Source organism: Thermomonospora catenispora, assembly GCF_006363815.1.
Taxonomy (GTDB): domain Bacteria; phylum Actinomycetota; class Actinomycetes; order Streptosporangiales; family Streptosporangiaceae; genus Thermomonospora; species Thermomonospora catenispora.
This window is the reverse complement of the sequence record NZ_RRYT01000030.1, coordinates 21159-40533: the sequence shown is the minus strand read 5'-3', so window position 1 is coordinate 40533 and position 19375 is coordinate 21159. Positions and strand designations below refer to the sequence as shown.

The window sequence follows — 19375 nt, the reverse complement described above, 5'->3', positions numbered from 1 at the left end:
CGGGCCGGTGCCGGTCCCCCGGCCGGCGGGACCGGCACCGGCCCGAGCTGATCAGACCCTCCTCACCGGGTCGGCGCCCCGTGCTCAGGAGCCCCAGTCGGGGCGCAGCGGCATCCGGGCGTCGCCGTCGTCGGTGAGCTTGACGCCGAGGATCTGGTGGAGCTGGATCCAGTTGCGCTCGAACCCCAGCCGGCAGCCGGCCATGTACAGCCGCCAGACCCGGGCGGTGCCCTCGCCGACCTCGGCGACCGCCTCGTCCCAGTGCTCGTCGAGGTTGCGGCACCAGGCCGCCAGGGTGCGGGCGTAGTGCTCGCGCAGGTTCTCCTGGTGGCGGATCTCGAAACCGGCGTCGTTCATCTGGGTCTGGATGTAGCCGGGGCCCTCCAGCTCCCCGTCGGGGAAGACGTACCGGTTGATGAACCCGCCCTTCTTCATGGCCGGCTGGGTGTTGTCGGGCCGGGTGATGCAGTGGTTGAGCATCCGCCCGCCCGGCTTGAGCTTGTCGTACAGGAACGAGAAGTACGACGGCAGGTTGGCCTTGCCGATGTGCTCGGTCAGGCCGATGGAGCTGATGGCGTCGAAGCCGCTCTCGGTCACGTCCCGATAGTCCATGTGCCGGACCTCGGCCAGGTCCGACAGCCCGGCCTCGGCGATCGCCTTCTGCGCCCACTCGGCCTGCTGCTTGGAGAGGGTGACGCCCAGCGCCCGCACGCCGTAGTGCTTGGCGGCGTGCATCACCATGCCGCCCCAACCGCAGCCCACGTCCAGCAGCCGCATGCCGGGCTCAAGACCCAGCTTCTTGGCGACCAGCTCGTGCTTGTGCTCCTGCGCCTCCTCCAGCGTGGCGTCCTCACTCGGGAAGCAGGCGCAGGTGTAGGTCATCGACGGTCCCAGCACCCACTCGTAGAAGGTGTTGGACACGTCGTAGTGGTGCGAGATCGCCTTGGCGTCGCGCCGTTTGGTGTGCCGGAACCAGGAGGTGCGGCCGGTGCGGACCTCCTGCGGCGGCGGGTCCAGGCGGCGGGAGGCGGCCCCGCGCAGCAGCGGGTCGTCCAGGACGGCGCCCAGCAGCCGCAGCCGGTCCAGGGCCGTCAGCGAGTCCATCAGGTGCGACATCTCACGCAGCAGCGTGTACATGTCGCCGTGGGCGTCCAGATGGCCCGCCACATAGGCGCGGGCCAGCCCCAGCGCGCCCGGGGAGTGCACCAGGTACGAGATCGCGTACGGGGATCTGACGTGGATCTTCAGTTCGGCGTCGGGGAGGCCGGCCCGGGATCCGTCGTAGGCGGTCAGCTCCACGGGAGAGCCCTCCCCCACCAGCCGCTCGAAGATCTTCGCCAGCGTCATCGCCTCTCTCCTCTCCGGCCCCGGCGCGGGACCACACCCCCTGATGTGCGGTTCAGCGTCCCCGCACGCACTTGTCGTAGAGATCGAGCAGGCGCGCGTCGGGGTCGTAGGTGCTCTTCAGCCGCCGATAGGTTTCCCCGTCGTAGTGCCGCCAGAACTCCTCACGCGAATAGAACGCCGTCGAATACAGCGACTTGTGACCGTCCAAAGCGGCCACCTTCCGCTCGATCAGGCGGTTGTGGTATTCGGGCATCTGACCGGGGGCCAGCGGAACGGTGCCCCAGAATCCGACGTTGACGTAGGTCTCGCCGGGCTTGAGCGGGTACAGCGGCCACCGCTCCTTCGCCCGCAGCGGGCACAGCCAGATCGGCCGCATCCGGATCTTCTCGTGGAAGAAGTCCAGGAATTCCGGAAGTCGGTCGACCGGGACCTCGATGTCCTGGATGACGTCCTCGCGGGGCGGCCGGCCGGTCCACCGGTCGAACCGGGCCTTGAAGCCGTACCGCTTCTCATAGGCCACGAGCCTGCGGTACACGTCGGACCGCTTGGCGCGGGCGGGCCACAGCCGGCGGATCAGGGGGTGCTGCACGCCGAGCGCGGCCGAGCACCAGAACCAGTCGGTGTCCCACCGCCAGATGTAGTCGCGGACGGTGAGGAAGTCGATCGACCGCTGCTGGATGGAGCGGTAGTAGATCAGCCGGCCGGTGTAGTCCGACACGTACGGGGCGGTGTCGGTGAACGTGCCGATCGTCAGGTACATCTCGCGCGGCCCGAACACCGTGCCGTCCAGGAAGTCGACCGGGTCGTCCTCGTGGACGCGGCTCTCGCACAGCTCGGCGATCGCGGAGGCGCACTTCTCGGCATCGTCGAACCGCAGGTGCCGCAACCGCACGTACGGCTTGACCGGCTCCAGCTCGATCGTGAGCTTGAGGGTGTAGCCGAGCGTCCCGTAGGAGTTGGGGAAGCCCCAGTACAGGTCGGCGTGCTCGTTGTCCCTGCGGACGGTGATCACCTCGCCCGCGCCGGTGATGACCTGCATCTCCCGCACCGACTCGTGCGGCAGGCCGTTGCGGAACGAGGTGGACTCGATGCCCAGGCCGGTGACCGCCCCGCCCAGCGTGATCGTCTTGAGCTGCGGCACCACCAGCGGCATCAGCCCGTGCGGCAGGGTGGCGTCGACCAGGTCCTCGTAGGTGGTCATGCCCTGCACTTCGGCGACGCGTTCCTCGGGGTCCACCGACAGCACCCGGTTGAAGCCGGACACGTCCAGGCCCGGCGTGGAGACGGGTTCGCGGAAACGAAAGAGATTGGACGTTCGTTTGGCGAGGCGTATCGGGGTGCCCGGTGGGATGCTCCGGTAGGACCTCTGCAGTGCTTCGACCGCTCGGTCGTGGTCGTCGTGGACCGCCAGGTTCGTCATCGCGCCCCTTCCCGTGACCAAGTAAACCGATCATCCCATGTCTGTTCCAGACGTCCCACCCGTTGCGGTCGTCACAGCGGCGGCGCCGGGATGCTTGGAGAAAGCTTGGCCGGCGGCCGGTCGAGGCCGGAGGGAGCGGTCGGAGACCGGGGTCGTGGGCGCGATCGGGCGGGGGGCGCCGACCGCGTTCAGGAGCGTCCGGGAGTGTTCGGGAGTGTTCGGGGACATTCAGGGGCGGCCCGGCTGCGCCGCGCCGGGCCGCGTGCGCGGACGATCGTCCGGGGCGCCTGATCGGGGTCGCCCGCCTCGGGGCGTCCGGCCCGGGGCACCTGGTCGGGGCCGCCCGGCCCGGGTCACTTGACCAGGCGCAAGATCCACGGGTAGCAGAAGTCCCGGCCGCCGAGGGCGAAGACCGCCCCGATCACCGCCGGGATCCAGGCCACCGTGTAGAGGATGCCGCCCAGCCCGAACGTCACGAGCGTCACCAGGAACAGCGTCAGCTGGAAGTTGACCGCCTCGGCCGCCTGGCGGCGCACGTACTCCGACCGCCGCCCGGCCAGCAGCATGATCACCAGCGGCGGGATGATCACCGGCGCGAGCCCCGTGCCGTGCGCGGCCGCCGCCCACAGCCGGGCCTCCTCGTCGGGGAGCCGCTCGGGCGCCTGCCGCGGCGAGGTCTGCGGCTGCGGCGCGTTCAAGTCCGCCGTCACCGCCGCCAGATCGCCCCGGGTCTTGGCGGTCATCGCCAGATGCATCCGCATCTCGAATTCGTCGTGCTCCAGCCGCCCTTCCGCGTACGCCTCCTTGAGCAGCTCGAGCACCGGGTCCCGCTCCGAGTCCGCGACTCTCAGCTGGACGCCCCCGCGTTCACCGTCATCCATGCCTCCATCCTCCGTCCCCCTCTTCCGCGCCGCCATCAGGGAAGTCCCTGACCCGTCCCCCATTTCCCCCGTGCCGGGGATACACCCGATCCCCGCCTCTTTCTCCGTCCGCCGCCCGCCCGTCCCCCGCCCGTCGCCCGTCCGCTCACCGGGGCCCGCCGGCGGCGCCGCGGCGTGTTCCGCGACCCCGGGCCGGTGCGCGGCCCGCTCCCGCTCGGAACTCTTCTCCGAGGTCGGGAAGGAGTGCGGAACGCGCGTCGGCCGGGCGTCACCGGGTGCCGGCGGAGCGCCGACGAGCTGTCGGCGGCTGTCGGCGGAGCGCGGGAACCCGACGGCGGGGGCGGTCGTTGACGGGGGTACCGGACAGTGCACACCCCCTACGGGGGATCGGGGTCACCCCCGTACGAACGGCAGGGCAGTCGGATGAGGTTCCGTGACCGATTCGGCCTCCGCAAGTTGCGCGGCCCCAGGATCAACCGGCTCGACCGGGAGGCGACGGACGCCGACATCGAGGCGCTGATCGAGTTCGCGCGCAGCCGGCAGGGAGTGGAGTTCTTCGTCGAGCCGGAGACCTTCGCCACCGCCACCACCGCGGTCGCGGTCGCCGCCGACGGCGAGTGGACCCGCCGCCGCGTGGGATCCCCGCAGGTCATCCACAAGGTCGCCCGTGATCTGCGGCTCCCGGTGTACGACGTGCAGCTCGTCGGTTATCCGGCGCGGATGCGGGCCTGGAACGAACGCAACCGCGACCGGCGGCTCGATCCCGGCACGCCCGGCGAAGCCGTCTCCTGACCCGTCCGTGCTCGCGCGGACGGGTCCCGCCCGTGAGAGCGCGGCGCTCGGACCGGACCGGCGCGGCCCGGAGGTCCATGGTGCGTCCGCGTCGCCCCCCGGTCGACGCGGACGCACCGGTCCCCGCATCGGCTTCGTGCGGCCCTGTGCCGGCATCGCGTCGGCGCCGCGTCGGCACTGTGCAGGCTCTGCACCGCCCCTGTGCCGGCCCCGTGCCGGCTCTGCTCGGCTCCGATCCGGGGCTCCGCGCCGGCTCTCTCTGCTCCCGGTCGGCTCCGGTCCGGCTCCATGCCGGTTCCGCACCGGCCCCGTGCCTGGGATCCGCCGCCCGGTCGGCGGCCGGGCTCAGGGCGGGGCGGGCTCCTCCTGGTCGGCGTAGGCGGCGGCGAGCTGCTCGGGGGTCATGTGCAGGCGGGCACGGCCCGGCGGGATGGCCGCATGGACCACCTGGCGGAACAGCAGGGCCAGGGAGTAGCCGGGGTCGGCCTCCAACGCCCGGTCGAGGGCCACGTTGGCCAGCCCGCCGTCGCCCCGGCAGTAGGCCGCGTACGCCAGCAGGCAGGCGGGGGCCGGGACGTAGGGGGTCTCCACGCGCTGAACGACGTGGCGCCACAGGGCGATGTCGCCGGTCGGGTCCTCGACGTTCACGCGGACCCAGACCTCGTCGCGCACCCGCAGGTCGGTCAGCAGGACCCCCAGCCGGGCGGTCTCCTCGTCGGTGGGGGGCGCGCCCGCCGGAGCGGCGGTCAGCCGGGAGGTCAGGGAGACGGCCTCGGCGATCAGGTCGGCGCGGACCTTGGCGAGCGGGCGGCCGGCGGTCATCTGGCCGATGAGCCGCCGCTCGGCTCGGTCGGTGGCGGCGCGGATGCGGCCGTCGGCGTCGGGGAGGCGGCGGACGCTCCGTGCCAGGGCGTCGCGGTCGGGGTGGGCGACGCGGCCGGCGTAGGCGGCCTGGGCGGCCACGACGCTGGAGGAGATGTCGTAGGGGGTGCCGTCCGGCGAGCAGCAGGCGGGGTCGTCGCACAGATACGACCACCAGCGGCCGTCGTGGACCCGCAGGGCCTCCCGGACGGAGACGCCGCGGGCGTGGAGGACGCGCCGGGTGCGGTCCATGACCGGGGTGACGTGGGCGGCGTCGCCGTAGCCGAGGAGCAGGGCGTCCCGGTAGGCGTTCCGGGTGAGCGCCTCGGCCACGCGGTCCGCGACGGCCTGCGCCAGGTCGGGGTCGCCGGGCCGCGGTAAATCGAGCCGGAGGGCGCAGGTGTCCCGGTCGGGGCCAGCGCAGCCCACGGCGACGAGGCTGTGCGCCGGATGGAAGCCCAGCAGGTAGGGCACGGCGGAGACGGCGTCCTGGGGCGACCGGATCGTCAGGGTGAGCCGGTCGGCGCGTGCGGTGGAGTCGTTCATGCCCTCGAGCCTGGCAACGCCGGCCGCAGAGCAGAACACATGCGGTCGATTGTGGACGACCGTTCACCACTGCGGTCGATCCGCCGCGACTCCGCCGCGACCCGCCTGCCCGGCGTCTCCGTGGTCCGCTGCCCGGCGCCCACCGCAGAGCAGCACCCGACGCCGCGGCGATCCGCCGGCCGACCCGTCGCGCCGCTCCCCGCACTCCCCGCCCCGCCCGTCAGGCCCCGTGCCCGGCGGCGTCCGGGGAGCGCCCGCGCCTGCGGGGCCGACGGTGCGTCGAGGGGCCGCCCTCGGCGTCCGGGGCGTGCCGCGCGGCGGCGGTGTCGAGCAGGTCGGTCAGCTTGTCCGCCCCGGCGCCCGGAGTGTGCCGCGGTTCCGCACTGGATCCGTGCAGGTTGGAAGGGATCCGCCCTCGGCGTCCGGGGCGTGCCGGCGTTCGCCGCCGTGCACGCCCCGGACGCGTTCGCGGGCCTCAAGGGGCGGGACGTGCGGTCACGGCGTCAGCGTGAGGGTGTGCTCGGCCGCGCGGCGCACCGATGCGGGATCGGAGCGCATCGGGATCGTGCGGCCGGTGGCCCACAGCTCCGCCTGGTCGTGGTAGTTGCCGTGGAAGGCGTGTCCCGACGCCCCGGTCAGGTTGATCCACCGCGAGCGGTCCATGTCGGCCAGGTCCACCACCATCCGCATGGACGGCACCCAGGTGACCTCGTACCCCTTCTGGGCGTCCCAGCCGGTGGCGTTCACGATCGACGAGCCGCCCGACAGCTTCAGCGGGCCGCGGTTGAACAGCCACTCGATGGGCGCGATCCCCGAGGTGCCGAACGTGCTGTTGGTGAGCGTCAGCGTGTGCAGCTCGCCCCACTTCCATTCGCGCGCCCGGGAGCCCAGCCGCTCGGTCAGCTCGGCGTGGGCGTCGGCCACGGCGCGGCGCAGGATGTCGTCCCGGGTCTCCTTGGCCGGGGTGCGCACGTCGTCCCACCAGGGGTCCTCGGGCCGGTCCAGCAGCGCCCGGACGACCTCGAACCACCGATCGCCGCCGTCGGGGCGCGCCCCCTCGGGCAGCTCGTCGTTGAACGTCCGCAGCAGCAGGTGCCGCCAGACGGCGTTGAAGTACGCCGCGGGCGCCGAGTCCCGCCCCTGCCGGTGGTCCCAGTCCCGCAGGAGGGAGATGTCGGGGCCGCCCACCCGCAGCAGGTGCGGCACCAGCACGGGCGCGAACCCGTTGCGGTCGTCCATCTGGATCCGCCCCATCGCGGCCGCGTCCAGGCCGGTCGCCGAGCGCAGCAGCTCATCGATCCGCTGGGCGCGGTACCCGTACGACCAGTCCTTGGTCAGCAGGTGCCGGTACTGGGGGCCGATGACGGAGTTGTTGGCGGTGACGATGTAGCCGCTCCGCGGGTTGTAGACGCTGGGCAGCTCCTCGAACGGGATGTAGCCCTCCCATTCGTGCTCTCCCGTCCAGCCGGGCACCGGCCAGGTGCCGTCGCCCTTGGCGCGCACCGGGATGCGTCCGGGCGCCTGGTAGCCGATGTTGCCGTCGACGTCGGCGTACACCAGGTTCTGCGCCGGCACCTCGAGCTTGGCCGCCGCCGCGCGGAACTGCTCCCAGTTCTGCGCCGTGTTCATGGCCACGATGGCGTCGGCGACGGGACGGGGCTCCAGCGCCGTCCACCGCAGCGCCACGGCCATGCCGCGGCCGGCGGTCTCGGCGTCCTTCAGCACGTCGGAGATCAGCGGACCGTGGCGGGTGGAGCGCACGGTGATCCGCACCGGGTCGCCTCCGGCCACCTTGATCTCCTCGACCCGGGTCTGCAGCGGGAGCCGCTCGCCCTTGTACTCGTAGGTGGAGCCGGTCACCTTCTCCAGGTACAGGTCGGTGACGTCGGGACCGAGGTTGGTGAATCCCCAGGCGATCCGCCCGTTGTGCCCGATGACCACGCCGGGCAGGCCGGAGAAGGTGAACCCGGTGACGTCGAACGGGCACTCCCGCGACACCCGGGTGCAATGCAGGCCGGCCTGGTACCAGATGGAGGGGATGCTGGGCGCCAGGTGCGGGTCGTTGGCCAGCAGCGGCTTGCCGGTGGCGGTGCGGGAGCCGGCGACCACCCAGGAGTTGGAGCCGATGCCGGGCGCGCCGTTGCCCATCATCGTGGGCATCGCCTCGGCCGCACGCCGCACTCCCTCCAGGGCGTCGCGGAGGGAGGAGCTGAGCACCCGGGCGCGGGCGGCCTCCCCGGCGGGCCGGAACTCGCCGTCGTCGACCTTCCCGCCGGTGACGATCGACGGCCAGCGCGAGTGGTCGTAGTCGGGGTAGAGCTGGGCCACCCGTTCGGCGGGGACCTTGGTGGCGGCCAGGGCGCGGCCGAGCTCGTCCTCCATGTTGGAGCGCAGGTCCCAGGCCATCGCCTTCAGCCAGGCCACCGAGTCGGCGGGGGTCCACGGCTCGGGCTCATAGCCGGAGCGCTGGAAGCCCAGCACGGCGTACTCCAGGCTCTGGGCGGCGGTCTTGGGGTGCCGTCGCAGCCAGGCGTTCACGCCCTCGGCGTAGGCCTCCAGGTAGCGCCGGGTGTCGGGGGCCAGCAGCGCGATCTCCTGTTCGGCGATCCGCCGCCATCCCATGGTGCGGACGACCTTGTCGGTCTCCAGGGTGGTCTCGCCGAACAGCTCCGACAGCCGTCCGGCGGTGATGTGCCGCCGCAGGTCCATCTCCCAGAACCGGTCCTGGGCGTGCACGTACCCCTGCGCCCGCATCAGGTCCTCGCCGGTCTCGGCGTAGATGTGCGGGATCCCCCATCGGTCGCGGTGCACGGTGACCGCGGCCGTCAGGCCCGGCAGCCGGATCTCGCCCTCCAGGGAGGGGAAGGAGCGGCGCACCGTCCACACCCCCCACAGCGTCGCCACCAGGACCAGCGCCAGCAGCGCCGCGAGGACGCGCACCGCCCAGCGCGCCGGCCCGGGCAGCCTGCGTCGGGGGGTTCTCCCCGTTCCTTCCTCCCGCGGCCCCTCCGGGCCCTTCTCCCGGCCTTCTTCCGGGTCCGTCCCCGGCTCCGTGCCTTCCTCCGGACCCGCGGCCGGGTCCTTGTCCGGGCGTGCGCCGGCGGGTTCGCCGGGCTCGTCCGGTCCGGGGCGGCCGGTGCCCTCCTCCGCCGGTTCCGCGGCCGGATCAGGGCGGCGGCGACGTTGGAAAAGACTCACTCGGGGCTCCTTCCACGCGGGGGATTTCCGCAGCTTAGGACAGGAGATCCCGATTCGGTGCGCACACGAGGACACCCGGGCGGGTAGCGTTGGCCGACGTGTCCTCCGCAGATCTGTCGAGCCCGGGTGAGGACCGCGTTCCCGACACGGCCACGCTGCTGGCCGCCGCGGTCGCGGCGATCGGGGGCGTGGAACGCCCCGGTCAGGTGAAGATGGCCGAGGCCGTCGACCGCGCCATCGCCACCGGGGAGCATCTGGCCGCGCAGGCCGGGACGGGCACCGGCAAGTCGCTGGCCTATCTGGTGCCCGCGATCCGGCATGCGGTGGAGAGCGGCTCCACGGTGGTGGTGTCCACCGCGACGATCGCGTTGCAGCGTCAGCTGGTGGACCGCGACCTGCCGCGGCTGGCGGAGGCGTTGACGCCGCTGCTGGGCAGGGAGCCCCGGTACGCGATCCTCAAGGGCCGCCGCAACTATCTGTGCCTGCACCGGGTGCAGGCCGGGGTCCCGGACGAGCCGGAGGAGGCGGGGCTGTTCGACCCGCAGCAGTTGTCGGCGCTGGGCCGGCAGGTCAAGCGGCTGCACGAGTGGGCGGAGGAGACCGTCACCGGCGACCGGGACGAGCTGGTGCCGGGGGTGAGCGAGCAGGCGTGGCGGCAGGTCTCCGTGACCGCCCGCGAGTGCCTGGGGGCCCACCGCTGTCCGCACAGCGCGTCCTGTTTCGCCGAGCTGGCGCGGGCCGAGGCGGGCGAGGCCGACATCGTGGTCACCAATCACGCGCTGCTGGCGATCGACGCGTTGGAGGAGTTCTCGGTGCTGCCCGAGCACGACGTGGTGATCGTCGACGAGGCGCACGAGCTGGTGGACCGGGTCACCTCGGTCGCCACCGGCGCGCTCAGCGGCCCCGCCGGGGAGGCCGCGGCCCGCCGCTGCGGCAGGCTCATCGAAGAAGGGCTGGCCGACCGGCTCAAGGAGGCCGCCGAAGGGCTGGCGGTCCTGCTGGAGGATCTCCCGGCGGGCCGGATGGACGTGCTCTCCCCCGCCCTGGGGGGTGCTCTGGCGGCGGTGCGGGACGCCGCCCACACCTGCCTGACCGCGTTGGGCTCGGACCGTCAGACGGGGGCGGGGGACGGTGAGGATCCAGCCGGTCTGGCCGCCCGGCGTGCCGCCCGGGCCGCCGTGGAGGAGCTGCACGACACCGCCGTCCGGGTCCTGGAGTCGTTCGAGCCGGAGATCTCCGCCCGCCAGGACGTGGTCTGGCTCGACAAGCCCGGCCCGGGGGCGCCCGCCGACCGGGCTCCGCGTCCGCCCACGCTGTACATCGCCCCCATCGGCGTGGGCGGGCTGCTGCGCGAGGCGCTGTTCCAGTCCCGCACCACGATCCTGACCTCCGCCACGCTGACGCTGGGCGGCTCCTTCGAGCCGCTGGCCCGGCAGTGGGGCCTCCCCCCGCTGTCGGCCGGGACCGGCCGCGCCGCGCCCCGCGGCGCCGCGAACGCCGCGAAGCACGCGACCGGCCCGAACGACGCGACCGCCGCGGACGCCGCGGACGGCACGGCCGCGGCGCAGGCCGCGAACGGCGTGGACACCGCGGGCGACGCCGACGGCGCGGAGAGGCCGATCCGGTGGACGTGCCTGGACGCGGGCTCGCCGTTCGACCACGCCCGGTCGGGGATCCTGTACGTGGCGCGGCATCTGCCGCAGCCGGGGCGGGACGGGCTGCCGAAGGAGTACCTGACGGAGATCAGGGAGCTGATCGAGGCGGCGGGCGGACGGACGCTGGGGCTGTTCTCGTCGATGCGGGCGGCCCGACAGGCCGCCGAGGAGCTGCGGGAGCTGCTGCCGCATCCGCTGCTGTGCCAGGGGGACGACGCGACCCCGCTCTTGGTGAAGCAGTTCGCCGCCGAGGAACGGACCTCGCTGTTCGGGACGCTGTCGCTGTGGCAGGGGGTGGACGTGCCGGGCCCCTCCCTGCAACTGGTGATCATAGACCGGATCCCCTTCCCCCGGCCCGACGACCCGGTGGCGTCGGCGCGGCAGCGGGCGGTGGCGGCGCGGGGCGGCAACGGGTTCATGGCGGTGGCGGCCACGCACGCGGCGCTGCTGCTGGCGCAGGGGGCGGGGCGGCTGCTGCGGTCGATGGACGACCGGGGGGTGGTGGCGGTGCTGGATCCGCGGCTGGCCACCGCCCGCTACGGGGCGTTCCTGAAGTCCTCGCTGCCGCCGTTCTGGGCGACCACCGACCCGGAGGTGGTGCGGGGGGCGCTGCGCCGGCTGGACGCGGCGGTGACCGCCGGGACGTGAGCACCATGACGCGACCCGCCGGGAGCGATCGCCGGGACGCGACCGCCGAGGAGTGATCGTCACGACGCGACCACCGGGGCGCGATCACCGGGGAGTGACCGCCGGGACGCGGGCCGGGGCGGGAGCGCGACACGCCGAGCACGGCGGAGGTTTCCCGCCTATGGCCTCGGCCGCCGTGAATCGCATTTCGCGCGCTGGTTAGGCTTGACTGCCATGCAGGTCACCCAGTCGGAGAAGCTCAGGAACGTCTGCTACGACATCCGCGGGCCGGTCCTCAAGCGGGCCAGCCAGCTCGAGGCCGAGGGCCACAAGATCCTCAAGCTGAACATCGGCAACCCGGCCCCGTTCGGCTTCGAGGCTCCGCCGGAGATCCTGCAGGACATGATCCGGAACCTGCCGGTGGCGCACGGCTACAGCGATTCCAAGGGGATCCTCCCGGCCCGCCGCGCCATCGTGCAGCACTATGAGCGGATCGGCATCGAGGGCCTGGACGTGGAGGACGTCTACCTCGGCAACGGCGTCTCCGAGCTGATCCAGATGACCTTGCAGGCGCTGCTGGACAACGGCGACGAGGTGCTGATCCCGGCGCCGGACTATCCGCTGTGGACCGCCTGCGTGAGCCTGGCCGGCGGCACCCCGGTGCACTACCTGTGCGATGAGGCGGCCGACTGGTCCCCCGACCTGGACGACATCGAATCCAAGATCACCGACCGCACCAAGGCGCTGGTGATCATCAATCCGAACAACCCCACCGGCGCGGTCTACTCCCGCGAGGTGCTGACCCGGATCACCGAGATCGCCCGCCGGCACGGCCTGATCATCTTCTCCGACGAGATCTACGACCGGGTGCTCTACGACGGCACCGAGCACGTGCCGATCGCCACCCTGGCCCCCGACCTGCTGTGCCTGACCTTCGGCGGGCTGTCGAAGAACTACCGGGTGGCGGGGTTCCGTTCCGGCTGGGTGGTGCTGTCGGGCCCCAAGGACCACGCCGAGTCCTACATCGAGGGCCTGGACATCCTGGCCAACATGCGGCTGTGCGCGAACGTGCCCGCCCAGTACGCGATCCAGGCGGCGCTCGGCGGCAACCAGAGCATCGAGGAGCTGGTGCTGCCCACCGGCCGGCTCGGCGAGCAGCGCGACCGGGCGTGGAAGCTGCTGAACGAGATCCCCGGGGTGAGCTGCGTCAAGCCTAAGGGCGCGCTGTATGCGTTCCCGCGCCTGGACCCGGAGGTCTACCCGATCGAGGACGACCAGCGGCTCATCTTGGACCTGCTGGAGGAGGAGAAGATCCTCCTGGTGCAGGGCACCGGCTTCAACTGGCCGCGGCCGGACCACTTCCGGATCGTGACCCTGCAGTGGGCCGCCGAGCTGGAGGACGCCATCACCCGCATCGGAACGTTCCTGACCCGCCGCTGGCCGAGCTGACCGGCCGGCCGCCGGCCCGGCGGCGGGTCAGCGGGGGACGTCGAGCGTGTCGATGTTGCTGATCTTCCAGGCGTCGCCGACCTTGACCGCGTCCACCGCCAGCATCGCCCCCGCGTAGGTGGTCTCCTCCTTCGCGGTGCGGGTGCTGCGCTGGTCCACGAAGAACAGCACCCGGGCGCGGTCTTCGGACAGCATCCGCACGCCGCTGTCGGTGACGGTGGTGGTGAGCACCAGCTTCTGCTCGGCGGCCTGCTGCCGGATCGGCGCCATCATGTTCTGGTACTGCTGCACGGCCTTGCCGGTGAGCAGCCGTTTGGCGGCCTGCTCGGTCTTGGCCATGTCGGTGTAGCGGTAGGAGAACAGCTCGTTCACCGCGTCCCCGAGCTGGCCCTTGACCTCGCTGGTGAGGGCGGTGTCGGTGAGCGCGACGTTCTCGGCGACCGATCCGCTGCGCAGCCGGTCGGCCTGCACCGCCGACCAGGCGGCCACCGCCCCGAGCAGCACCGTGGCGACCCCGAGGGCGACCGGCCGGTCCAGCAGCGCCCGCAGCCGGGCGACCCGCCCGGGGGCGGTCTCCTTCTTCTCTTCCGTCTCCTCCCGTCCCGGCGCGGAGGCCGCGGCGGGCTTCTTCTCCTCGGCCTCCCCGGCGCTCTCGGCGTCCGCGGGGCGGATCGGCTCCTCCGGCTCGGCGGCCTCCCTGCGGGCGTCCCGGCCGAGCGTCGCGCCGCCGCGCCGCCGCTGCTGGAGGACGTGGTGGGGAATGGGCATCGGTGTCGTCCTCTCCAGGGGTCACTGGGCGGGTGCGCCGCCGGTGTCGCCGACCGAGGCCGGCTCCAGCGCGCTGAGCTTCCAGCCGGCGCGGGTGCGGGTCAGCTCACCCAGCATCCGGCTCTGCTTGGTGACCGCTTTTCCCTCCTGCGGGGTGACGGTGATCTGCAACGCCACCATGATGACCGCTTTGCCCGACCGGGTGTCCAGTTCGGTCAGCGCGCTCTCCAGCACCCGGGCGCTGGTGACGGTCCGCGCCTGCCGGACCTTGTCGGCGAAGCTCGTCCGGCTCCCGCTGATCTGCTTGTTCAGGTCGCCGGTGGAGGAGTCCAGCCAGACCTTCAGGCCGGCGTCGATGTTGCGGTAGTCCAGCGTGTTGAGGTTCTGGACCGCCTGCTCCCCGGTCCGGAGCACCTCCTCGCGGGTGCGTGAGTAGGCCAGCTCCTCGTCGTGCGCGGCGCTGTACCAGGACCAGCCGAACCACGCCGCGCACAGGGCCGCGATGACCAGCAGGGTCAGCGCCGTCGTCCGGACCGGGTCGTCCGGGCGGGGCAGCCGGGCGATGATGCGTGCCAAGGTGTGCTCCTCGTTCGGGCTTCAGCGTGCCCGGATGTCGACGATGCGCCACTGCTCGTCGGCGAACCGGGCGGTGACCACGAGCTGGGCGGCGGCGGTGGTGCCGGCGGGCTTGTCGCGGCGCCGCACCGTCTGGTCCAGGAAGATCAGCAGCCGGGCCTCCCGGTCGGTCATGCTGATCACCCCGGCCCGCACGACCCGGCTGGTCAGGGTGAGCCGCTGCTTGCCCGCCTGCTGCTTCACCTGGGCGTACAGGGTGCGGTACTGGTCGGCCGCCCGCCCGGCCAGCACTTCGCGGGCGGCCTGCTCGGTGGTGGCGGTGTCGGCGTAGGTGTAGGAGAAGATCCGGGCGATGTCGTTGCTGATGTCGCCGATCACCCGTTCGGTGCGTTCGACGTCGGTCAGCGCCCGGTTCTGGGCGGCGTCGCTGCCGCGCAGCTGGGCGGCCCGCACCATCAGCGCCGTCCCGGCCACCACCAGCACCAGCGCGATCACCAGCGGGTTCCGCACCCACGCCAGGCGCGACCGCTTCCCGCCCGCGGCCTTGCCGCCCGCCGAGTCCTCCGCCGGGTCCTTCTCCTCCGCGGACCCGTCCTCGCCGCCCTCGGGGTCCTCGGAGCCCCCGGATTCCTCCGCGTCCGCGGCGGCGTCCGCGGCCCGCCCGCCCTTCGCGCCCTCCGCGCTCTCGTCGGTCTTCGCGGCCCGCCCGGTCTCCGCCGGCTCCCCGGCGCCCGTGCTCTCCGCGGACCTTCCGGACCCCCCGGACTCCGCGTTCTCCTCGGCCTCCGCCGCCGTCTCGCCGGTCTCGCCGGCCCGCCCGGTCTCCTGGGGCCTCTCGGCGCTCACGGTCTTCTCCGCGTCCTTCTCCGCGTCCGCGGCCCGCTCGGCGGTCTCGGCGGCGTCGGAGGTCTCGGCCCGGGGGTCGGACACGGCGGTGCCCGCCGGGCCGTCGTCGGTGCTCACGTTCCTGTTCTCCATGGTCAGCTCGTGTTGACCGGGATCGCGGTGAGCGACTGGAGCTTCCAGCCCTCAGAGGTACGGGACAGGCCCGCCTCGAAGCGTTTGCGTTCAATGGTGGCACCGCCGCCGGAGGCCGGCGTCACCTCGATGCGGACCATCGCGATCATCCGGGCGGTGCCGGCCCGCGTGTCCAGCTGGGTGACGGCGGCGTCGGTGACGGTGCCGCGGGTGCTGGTCTTCATCTGCTGCACCCGCTGCAGGTGCTGCGGGCGGGCGCGTTCCAGCTCGGTGCGCAGCGAGCCGGTGGAGGCCTCCAGCCAGGCCCGCAGATCCCGTTCGGCCTGCGCGGAGTCGATGGTGTTGAGCACCGCGACGGCCTGTTTGCCGGCCTCCAGCACCCGGTCGCGTTCGGCGCCGAAGTTGATCGCCTCGTCCTGGGAGGCCCGCCAGTACGACCAGCCGCCGCAGGCGGCGAACACCACCGCGACCGCGAGGACGATCCGCCCGACGGCCCGGCCGCGGAGCGCCTTCAGCACCGTGGACAGCGTCTCCTTCATCGGACCGCCCATCCGCTCAGCCCGAGCAGCCCGCTCATGTCGGTCGCCCCCGTCTCCACCGACGGCAGCCCCAGGGCGCCCGGCAGGCCGCTGGAGGTGACCCGGGCGTCCACCGGGTTGGGGACGCGCGCCGGCGGCACCGGTCCGCGCGGGGCGTTGGCGGAGCCGCGGACGTTCTTGCCGCTGGAGGCCGGCTCGGTGCAGCGGGCGGCGGTGTTGAACGCCGGCCCGGCGGTGATGTTGTTGCCGTTGCGGTAGACGGTCCCCTCATAGCCGCGCACGCACGGCAGCGGGGAGAAGAACGTCAACGCCATCCCGAAGTTGGCGCCGCGCGGGGTGATCGCCGTGGAGCCGACCGCCACCGCCTGCGGCAGCCGCACCATCAGCTCCTCGATCCCCCGCTGGCGGGTCAGCGCCAGGTCGGAGGTCGTCAGCAGGTTGGCGACCAGCACGCTGAACTCCGGATCCAGCTCCCGGAGCAGCTCGGTGTAACGAGTGGCGGCCTCCGGGGCGGTGACGATGAGCCGACGCAGGTCGGCGTCGGCGCGGCCGAGCCGGTCGGCCAGCAGCCGGGCGTTGGCGGCGAACGACTTGAGCGCGTCGCTCTGGGCGCTCTGCGTCCGCAGCACCGTCTCCCCGTCGATGATCAGCCGGCTGGTGGTGGGCAGCGCGGTGTCGGCGGCGTTGATGAACTCCCGGCTGGTGTCCAGCAGCGCCTGCAGGTTGGGGCCCTGTCCCTCGAAGGCCCTGCCGAATTCGTCGACCACCACCCGCAGCGACTCCAGCGGCACCGAGGCGGCGAAGTCGTTCAGGCTGGTCAGCAGGTTGGTGACCGGGGCGGGGGTGGCGGTCATCGCCTGCGGGATCACCGACCCCTCGCGCAGGTAGGGGCCTTCGGAGGTCTCCGGCCGCAGGTCGATGTACTGCTCGCCGACCGCCGAGAGGTTGGAGACCACGGCGCGCAGCCGGGCGGGGATCTTCGGCGCGGACCGCCGGATGCGCAGTTCCGCGCGCAGCCCCTGGTCGGTCAGCTCCATCGGCCCGACCCGGCCGACCGACACTCCCCGATAGGTGACGTCGGCGTTGGTGTACAGGCCGCCGGTCTCGGCGAGCTCGACCTTGACCACGTAGTAGTCGCGGATCCCGACGTAGCGGGACAGGTCGGCGTACCGGATCCCCACGTAGGAGATCACCACGATGCTCAGCACGAGGAACGCGTAGTTCTTCAGCCTGGTGCCGAGGGTCAGCATCAGTTGCCTCCAGCGTGGGGGGTGGCCGCCGGCGGCGCGCTGGGCGACGTTCCCGCCGGGGAGGTCGGCGTGGCGGTGCCCGTCCCGGGCGCCGTGCCGGCCGGCGTGGTGGGCGAGGAGGTCCGCCGCGGCGTGGCGGTGCCCTCGGGCGAGGACGCGGTGGTGGTCGGGACGCCGACGGAGGGCAGCGGCAGCGGGGCGTGCTTGAGCTTCATGGTCTTCGCCCGGCCGCCGGCGGCCGGGCCGTCCTTGCAGCCCTCGTGCCGGTCGGCGAAGTCGTCATTGTCGCCGACCTGTCCGCAGGTGATGAACGGGATGATCGAGAAGCCGTCGATCGCGGTCGTCGACAGGTACACGTTGAGGTAGTCGCCCTTGACGGCGTTCAGCACCTGGTCGGTGAACGGGTAGGTCAGCAGCACCTCCAGCGACTTGGGCAGGGCGCTGCCGGCGTCGGCCAGCCGCTGCAGGATCGGCGCCAGCGCCCGCAGGTCGGCGACGATGTCGTCCTTGCTCTTCTCGATCACGTCGACGGCGACCTCGCCGAGGTCCTCCAGCGCCCGCAGCATCGTCATCAGCTGGCCGCGCTGGTCCTCCAGCACGTCCAGGCCGGGTGCGATGTCGCCCAATGCCACGTTGATCTGCTGTTTGCGGGACGCCAGGGTGGCCGAGAGCCGGTCGATGGCGTCCAGCGCGGCGGTGATGTCGTCGGCGTGGTCGTTCAGCGTGGAGGTCAGCTCGTTGACCCGCTTGAGCATGGAGCGGATCTGCGGCTCGTTGCCCTCCAGCGCCCGGTTCAGCTCCCGGGTGATGGTCTGGAGCTGGGCGATCCCGCCTCCGTTGAGCAGCATCGACAGCGCGCCGAAGACCTCTTCGACCTCCGGGTAGCGGTTGGTGCGGTCTTCGGGGATCACCGCGCCGTCGCGCAGGGTGCCCTGGGCGGTGCCGTCGGGCGGCGGCATGAGCTGGATGTACTTCTCGCCCAGCAGGCTGGACTGCTCCAGCCGGGCGATGGCGTTGGCGGGCAGCCGGACCTTCCGGTTGATCACCATGGTGACCTCGGCCTGCCAGCCGTCCTTGGGCAGGGTGATGTCGGTGACCCGGCCGACCGCCACGTCGTTGACCCGTACCGCCGCGTGGGGGACGAGGCTGAGCACGTTGTCGAAGCGCGCCTTCACCGTGTAGGGGTCGTCGCCCACGTCGGCGCCGCCGGGCAGCGGCAGGTCGTAGATGCCGCGGTAGCCGCCGTCTCCGGTGCTGCATCCGGCGGCCAGCGCCAACGCCAGCCCGGCCACGATCGTCTTGACGATGGGACGTCTCACCGGCGGTCCCCCTTCTGCCCGTACACGTCGCCGGCCGCCGGCAGCGGCAGCGGCGGAGCGTTGCGCGCCTGCTCGCGTGACAGCGGCACCAGGTCCTGCGGCCCGAGCCGGTGCTTGGCGCACAGCTCGCCGAGCGCGGAGTCGGCGTCGACGTCGCCGCACAGCTGCCGGCCGAGCGGGGCGGAGGTGGTGGTGGCGCGGGTGCCGCCGAGGCTGATCTCGTTGAGGTTGCCTCGGCCGAGGATGGAGCGGGTCACCGGGTCGTAGGCGTTCACCAGGTTCCCGGCGGCCAGCGGGGCGACGTCCATCATCTCCGCCAGCGAGGCCCGCTGCTTGACCAGCACCTGGGTGATGTCGGCGAGCTTGTCGACGTTCTTGTGCAGCAGCGTCCGGTTCTCCCGCACGAACCGCTCCAGCTCGCGCAGCGCGACGGCCAGTTCGCGCAGCGCCCCCACCAGCTCCTCGCGGTCGGCGGCCAGGAACTCGTTGACCTCCGCCAGTTGCCGCTCGGCCCGGCTGACCTGGGCGTCGTTGTTCTTCAGCATGGTGGTGAACTTCTGCAGGCTCTCCAGCGTGCCGAAGAACTGGTCGCTGGTGCCCGACAGGGTCCGGGTGGCCTGCCCGACCTCGCGGATCAGGTCGGCGATGGCCTCGCCGTTGCTGCGGAGGTTGGCCTCGCCCGTGCGCAGCGCGTCCGACAGCGCCCCGGTGGAGTTGACCCCGTCGGGGCCGAGCGAGTCGGTGAGCCGGGTGAGGCTCTCATAGAGCTGGTCGATCTCGACCGGGACGGCGGTGCGGGAGGCGGGGATGACCGCGCCGTCGCGCATCTGGGGCCCGCCGGTGTAGGCGGGGGTGAGCTGCACGTACCGGTCGGCGACCACGCTGGGGGCGACCACCACGGCGCGGGCGTCGGCGGGCACCTCGACGCCCTCGTCGACCCGCAGGGTGATCTTGACCTCCTTGCCGATCGGGTCGATCGACTCGATCTCGCCGACCCGCACCCCCAGCACCCGCACGTCCGAGCCCTCGTAGACGCCGACCGCCCGGGGGAAGAAGGCCTCGATCCGGATGCCGCCCTCGGGCGCCACGATGAACGCGATCACCACCAGCGCCGCCAGCAGCGCCACGCCCGCCGCGAGCGTCCGTCCGACCAGGCGTTCTCGTCCCAT

15 protein-coding genes are annotated in these 19375 nt (G+C 72.7%); 3 read left to right on the top strand and 12 right to left on the bottom strand.

What is annotated here, in order from left to right; translation table 11 throughout:
- Window positions 1–84: 84 nt before the first annotated feature.
- The 3 genes from EIO00_RS19640 to EIO00_RS19630 all read right to left on the bottom strand — a co-directional run bounded on the left by EIO00_RS19640 (window position 85) and on the right by EIO00_RS19630 (window position 3648).
- Window positions 85–1347 carry a class I SAM-dependent methyltransferase gene (locus tag EIO00_RS19640; RefSeq protein WP_140181097.1) on the bottom strand — a complete coding sequence of 421 codons (1263 nt, stop codon included), beginning with the start codon at window positions 1345–1347 and terminating at the stop codon, window positions 85–87.
- A 52-nt stretch (window positions 1348–1399) separates the two neighbouring features.
- The gene (locus EIO00_RS19635) at window positions 1400–2767 is read right to left on the bottom strand and encodes an FAD-binding oxidoreductase (protein ID WP_140181095.1); all 1368 of its coding nucleotides are present in this window, start codon (window positions 2765–2767) and stop codon (window positions 1400–1402) included.
- 353 nt (window positions 2768–3120) lie between these two features.
- The gene (locus EIO00_RS19630; RefSeq protein WP_140181093.1) at window positions 3121–3648 is read right to left on the bottom strand and encodes a DUF1707 and DUF4870 domain-containing protein; all 528 of its coding nucleotides are present in this window, start codon (window positions 3646–3648) and stop codon (window positions 3121–3123) included.
- Window positions 3649–4071: 423 nt separating this feature from the next.
- Between EIO00_RS19630 and EIO00_RS19625 the strand changes: the two genes are divergently transcribed.
- Complete coding sequence (locus EIO00_RS19625; RefSeq protein ID WP_140181091.1) at window positions 4072–4440, top strand: hypothetical protein; 369 nt, start codon at window positions 4072–4074, stop codon at window positions 4438–4440.
- A 345-nt stretch (window positions 4441–4785) separates the two neighbouring features.
- Here the strand turns inward: EIO00_RS19625 and EIO00_RS19620 are convergent, their stop codons facing one another.
- Window positions 4786–5847, bottom strand: coding sequence for a DUF4192 domain-containing protein (locus EIO00_RS19620; protein ID WP_140181089.1), 1062 nt, complete (start codon window positions 5845–5847; stop codon window positions 4786–4788).
- A gap of 495 nt (window positions 5848–6342) precedes the next feature.
- Complete coding sequence (locus EIO00_RS19615) at window positions 6343–8787, bottom strand: penicillin acylase family protein (RefSeq protein ID WP_241661475.1); 2445 nt, start codon at window positions 8785–8787, stop codon at window positions 6343–6345.
- 356 nt (window positions 8788–9143) lie between these two features.
- On the opposite strand from EIO00_RS19615, the gene EIO00_RS19610 reads away from it, so the two are divergent.
- A complete protein-coding gene (locus tag EIO00_RS19610) occupies window positions 9144–11348 on the top strand; it encodes an ATP-dependent DNA helicase (RefSeq protein ID WP_241661474.1) in 2205 nt (734 codons plus the stop codon).
- Between the two features lie 213 nt (window positions 11349–11561).
- Window positions 11562–12776, top strand: a complete 1215-nt coding sequence (locus EIO00_RS19605; protein ID WP_140181086.1) for a pyridoxal phosphate-dependent aminotransferase — start codon at window positions 11562–11564, stop codon at window positions 12774–12776.
- Window positions 12777–12803: 27 nt separating this feature from the next.
- Here the strand turns inward: EIO00_RS19605 and EIO00_RS19600 are convergent, their stop codons facing one another.
- From EIO00_RS19600 to EIO00_RS19570, 7 genes are read right to left on the bottom strand one after another with little or no spacing between them, the layout of a single operon-like run.
- A complete protein-coding gene (locus tag EIO00_RS19600; protein WP_140181084.1) occupies window positions 12804–13544 on the bottom strand; it encodes a hypothetical protein in 741 nt (246 codons plus the stop codon).
- A 21-nt stretch (window positions 13545–13565) separates the two neighbouring features.
- On the bottom strand, window positions 13566–14120 hold the full coding sequence (locus EIO00_RS19595; protein WP_241661473.1) for a hypothetical protein: 555 nt from the start codon (window positions 14118–14120) through the stop codon (window positions 13566–13568).
- Between the two features lie 21 nt (window positions 14121–14141).
- Complete coding sequence (locus EIO00_RS25395; protein ID WP_140181082.1) at window positions 14142–15083, bottom strand: hypothetical protein; 942 nt, start codon at window positions 15081–15083, stop codon at window positions 14142–14144.
- A 17-nt stretch (window positions 15084–15100) separates the two neighbouring features.
- Window positions 15101–15637: a hypothetical protein gene (locus tag EIO00_RS19585; protein ID WP_140181080.1), complete on the bottom strand. Its 537-nt coding sequence runs from the start codon at window positions 15635–15637 to the stop codon at window positions 15101–15103.
- Window positions 15634–16887 (bottom strand): MCE family protein, encoded by a 1254-nt coding sequence (locus EIO00_RS19580; protein WP_140181078.1) that lies wholly within the window; start codon window positions 16885–16887, stop codon window positions 15634–15636. The genes EIO00_RS19585 and EIO00_RS19580 overlap by 4 nt, the downstream gene beginning before the upstream one ends.
- Window positions 16887–18206, bottom strand: a complete 1320-nt coding sequence (locus tag EIO00_RS19575) for an MCE family protein (RefSeq protein ID WP_175596283.1) — start codon at window positions 18204–18206, stop codon at window positions 16887–16889. Before EIO00_RS19575 ends, EIO00_RS19580 begins: the two co-directional genes overlap by 1 nt.
- Window positions 18203–19375, bottom strand: a complete 1173-nt coding sequence (locus EIO00_RS19570) for an MCE family protein (protein WP_140181076.1) — start codon at window positions 19373–19375, stop codon at window positions 18203–18205. Before EIO00_RS19570 ends, EIO00_RS19575 begins: the two co-directional genes overlap by 4 nt.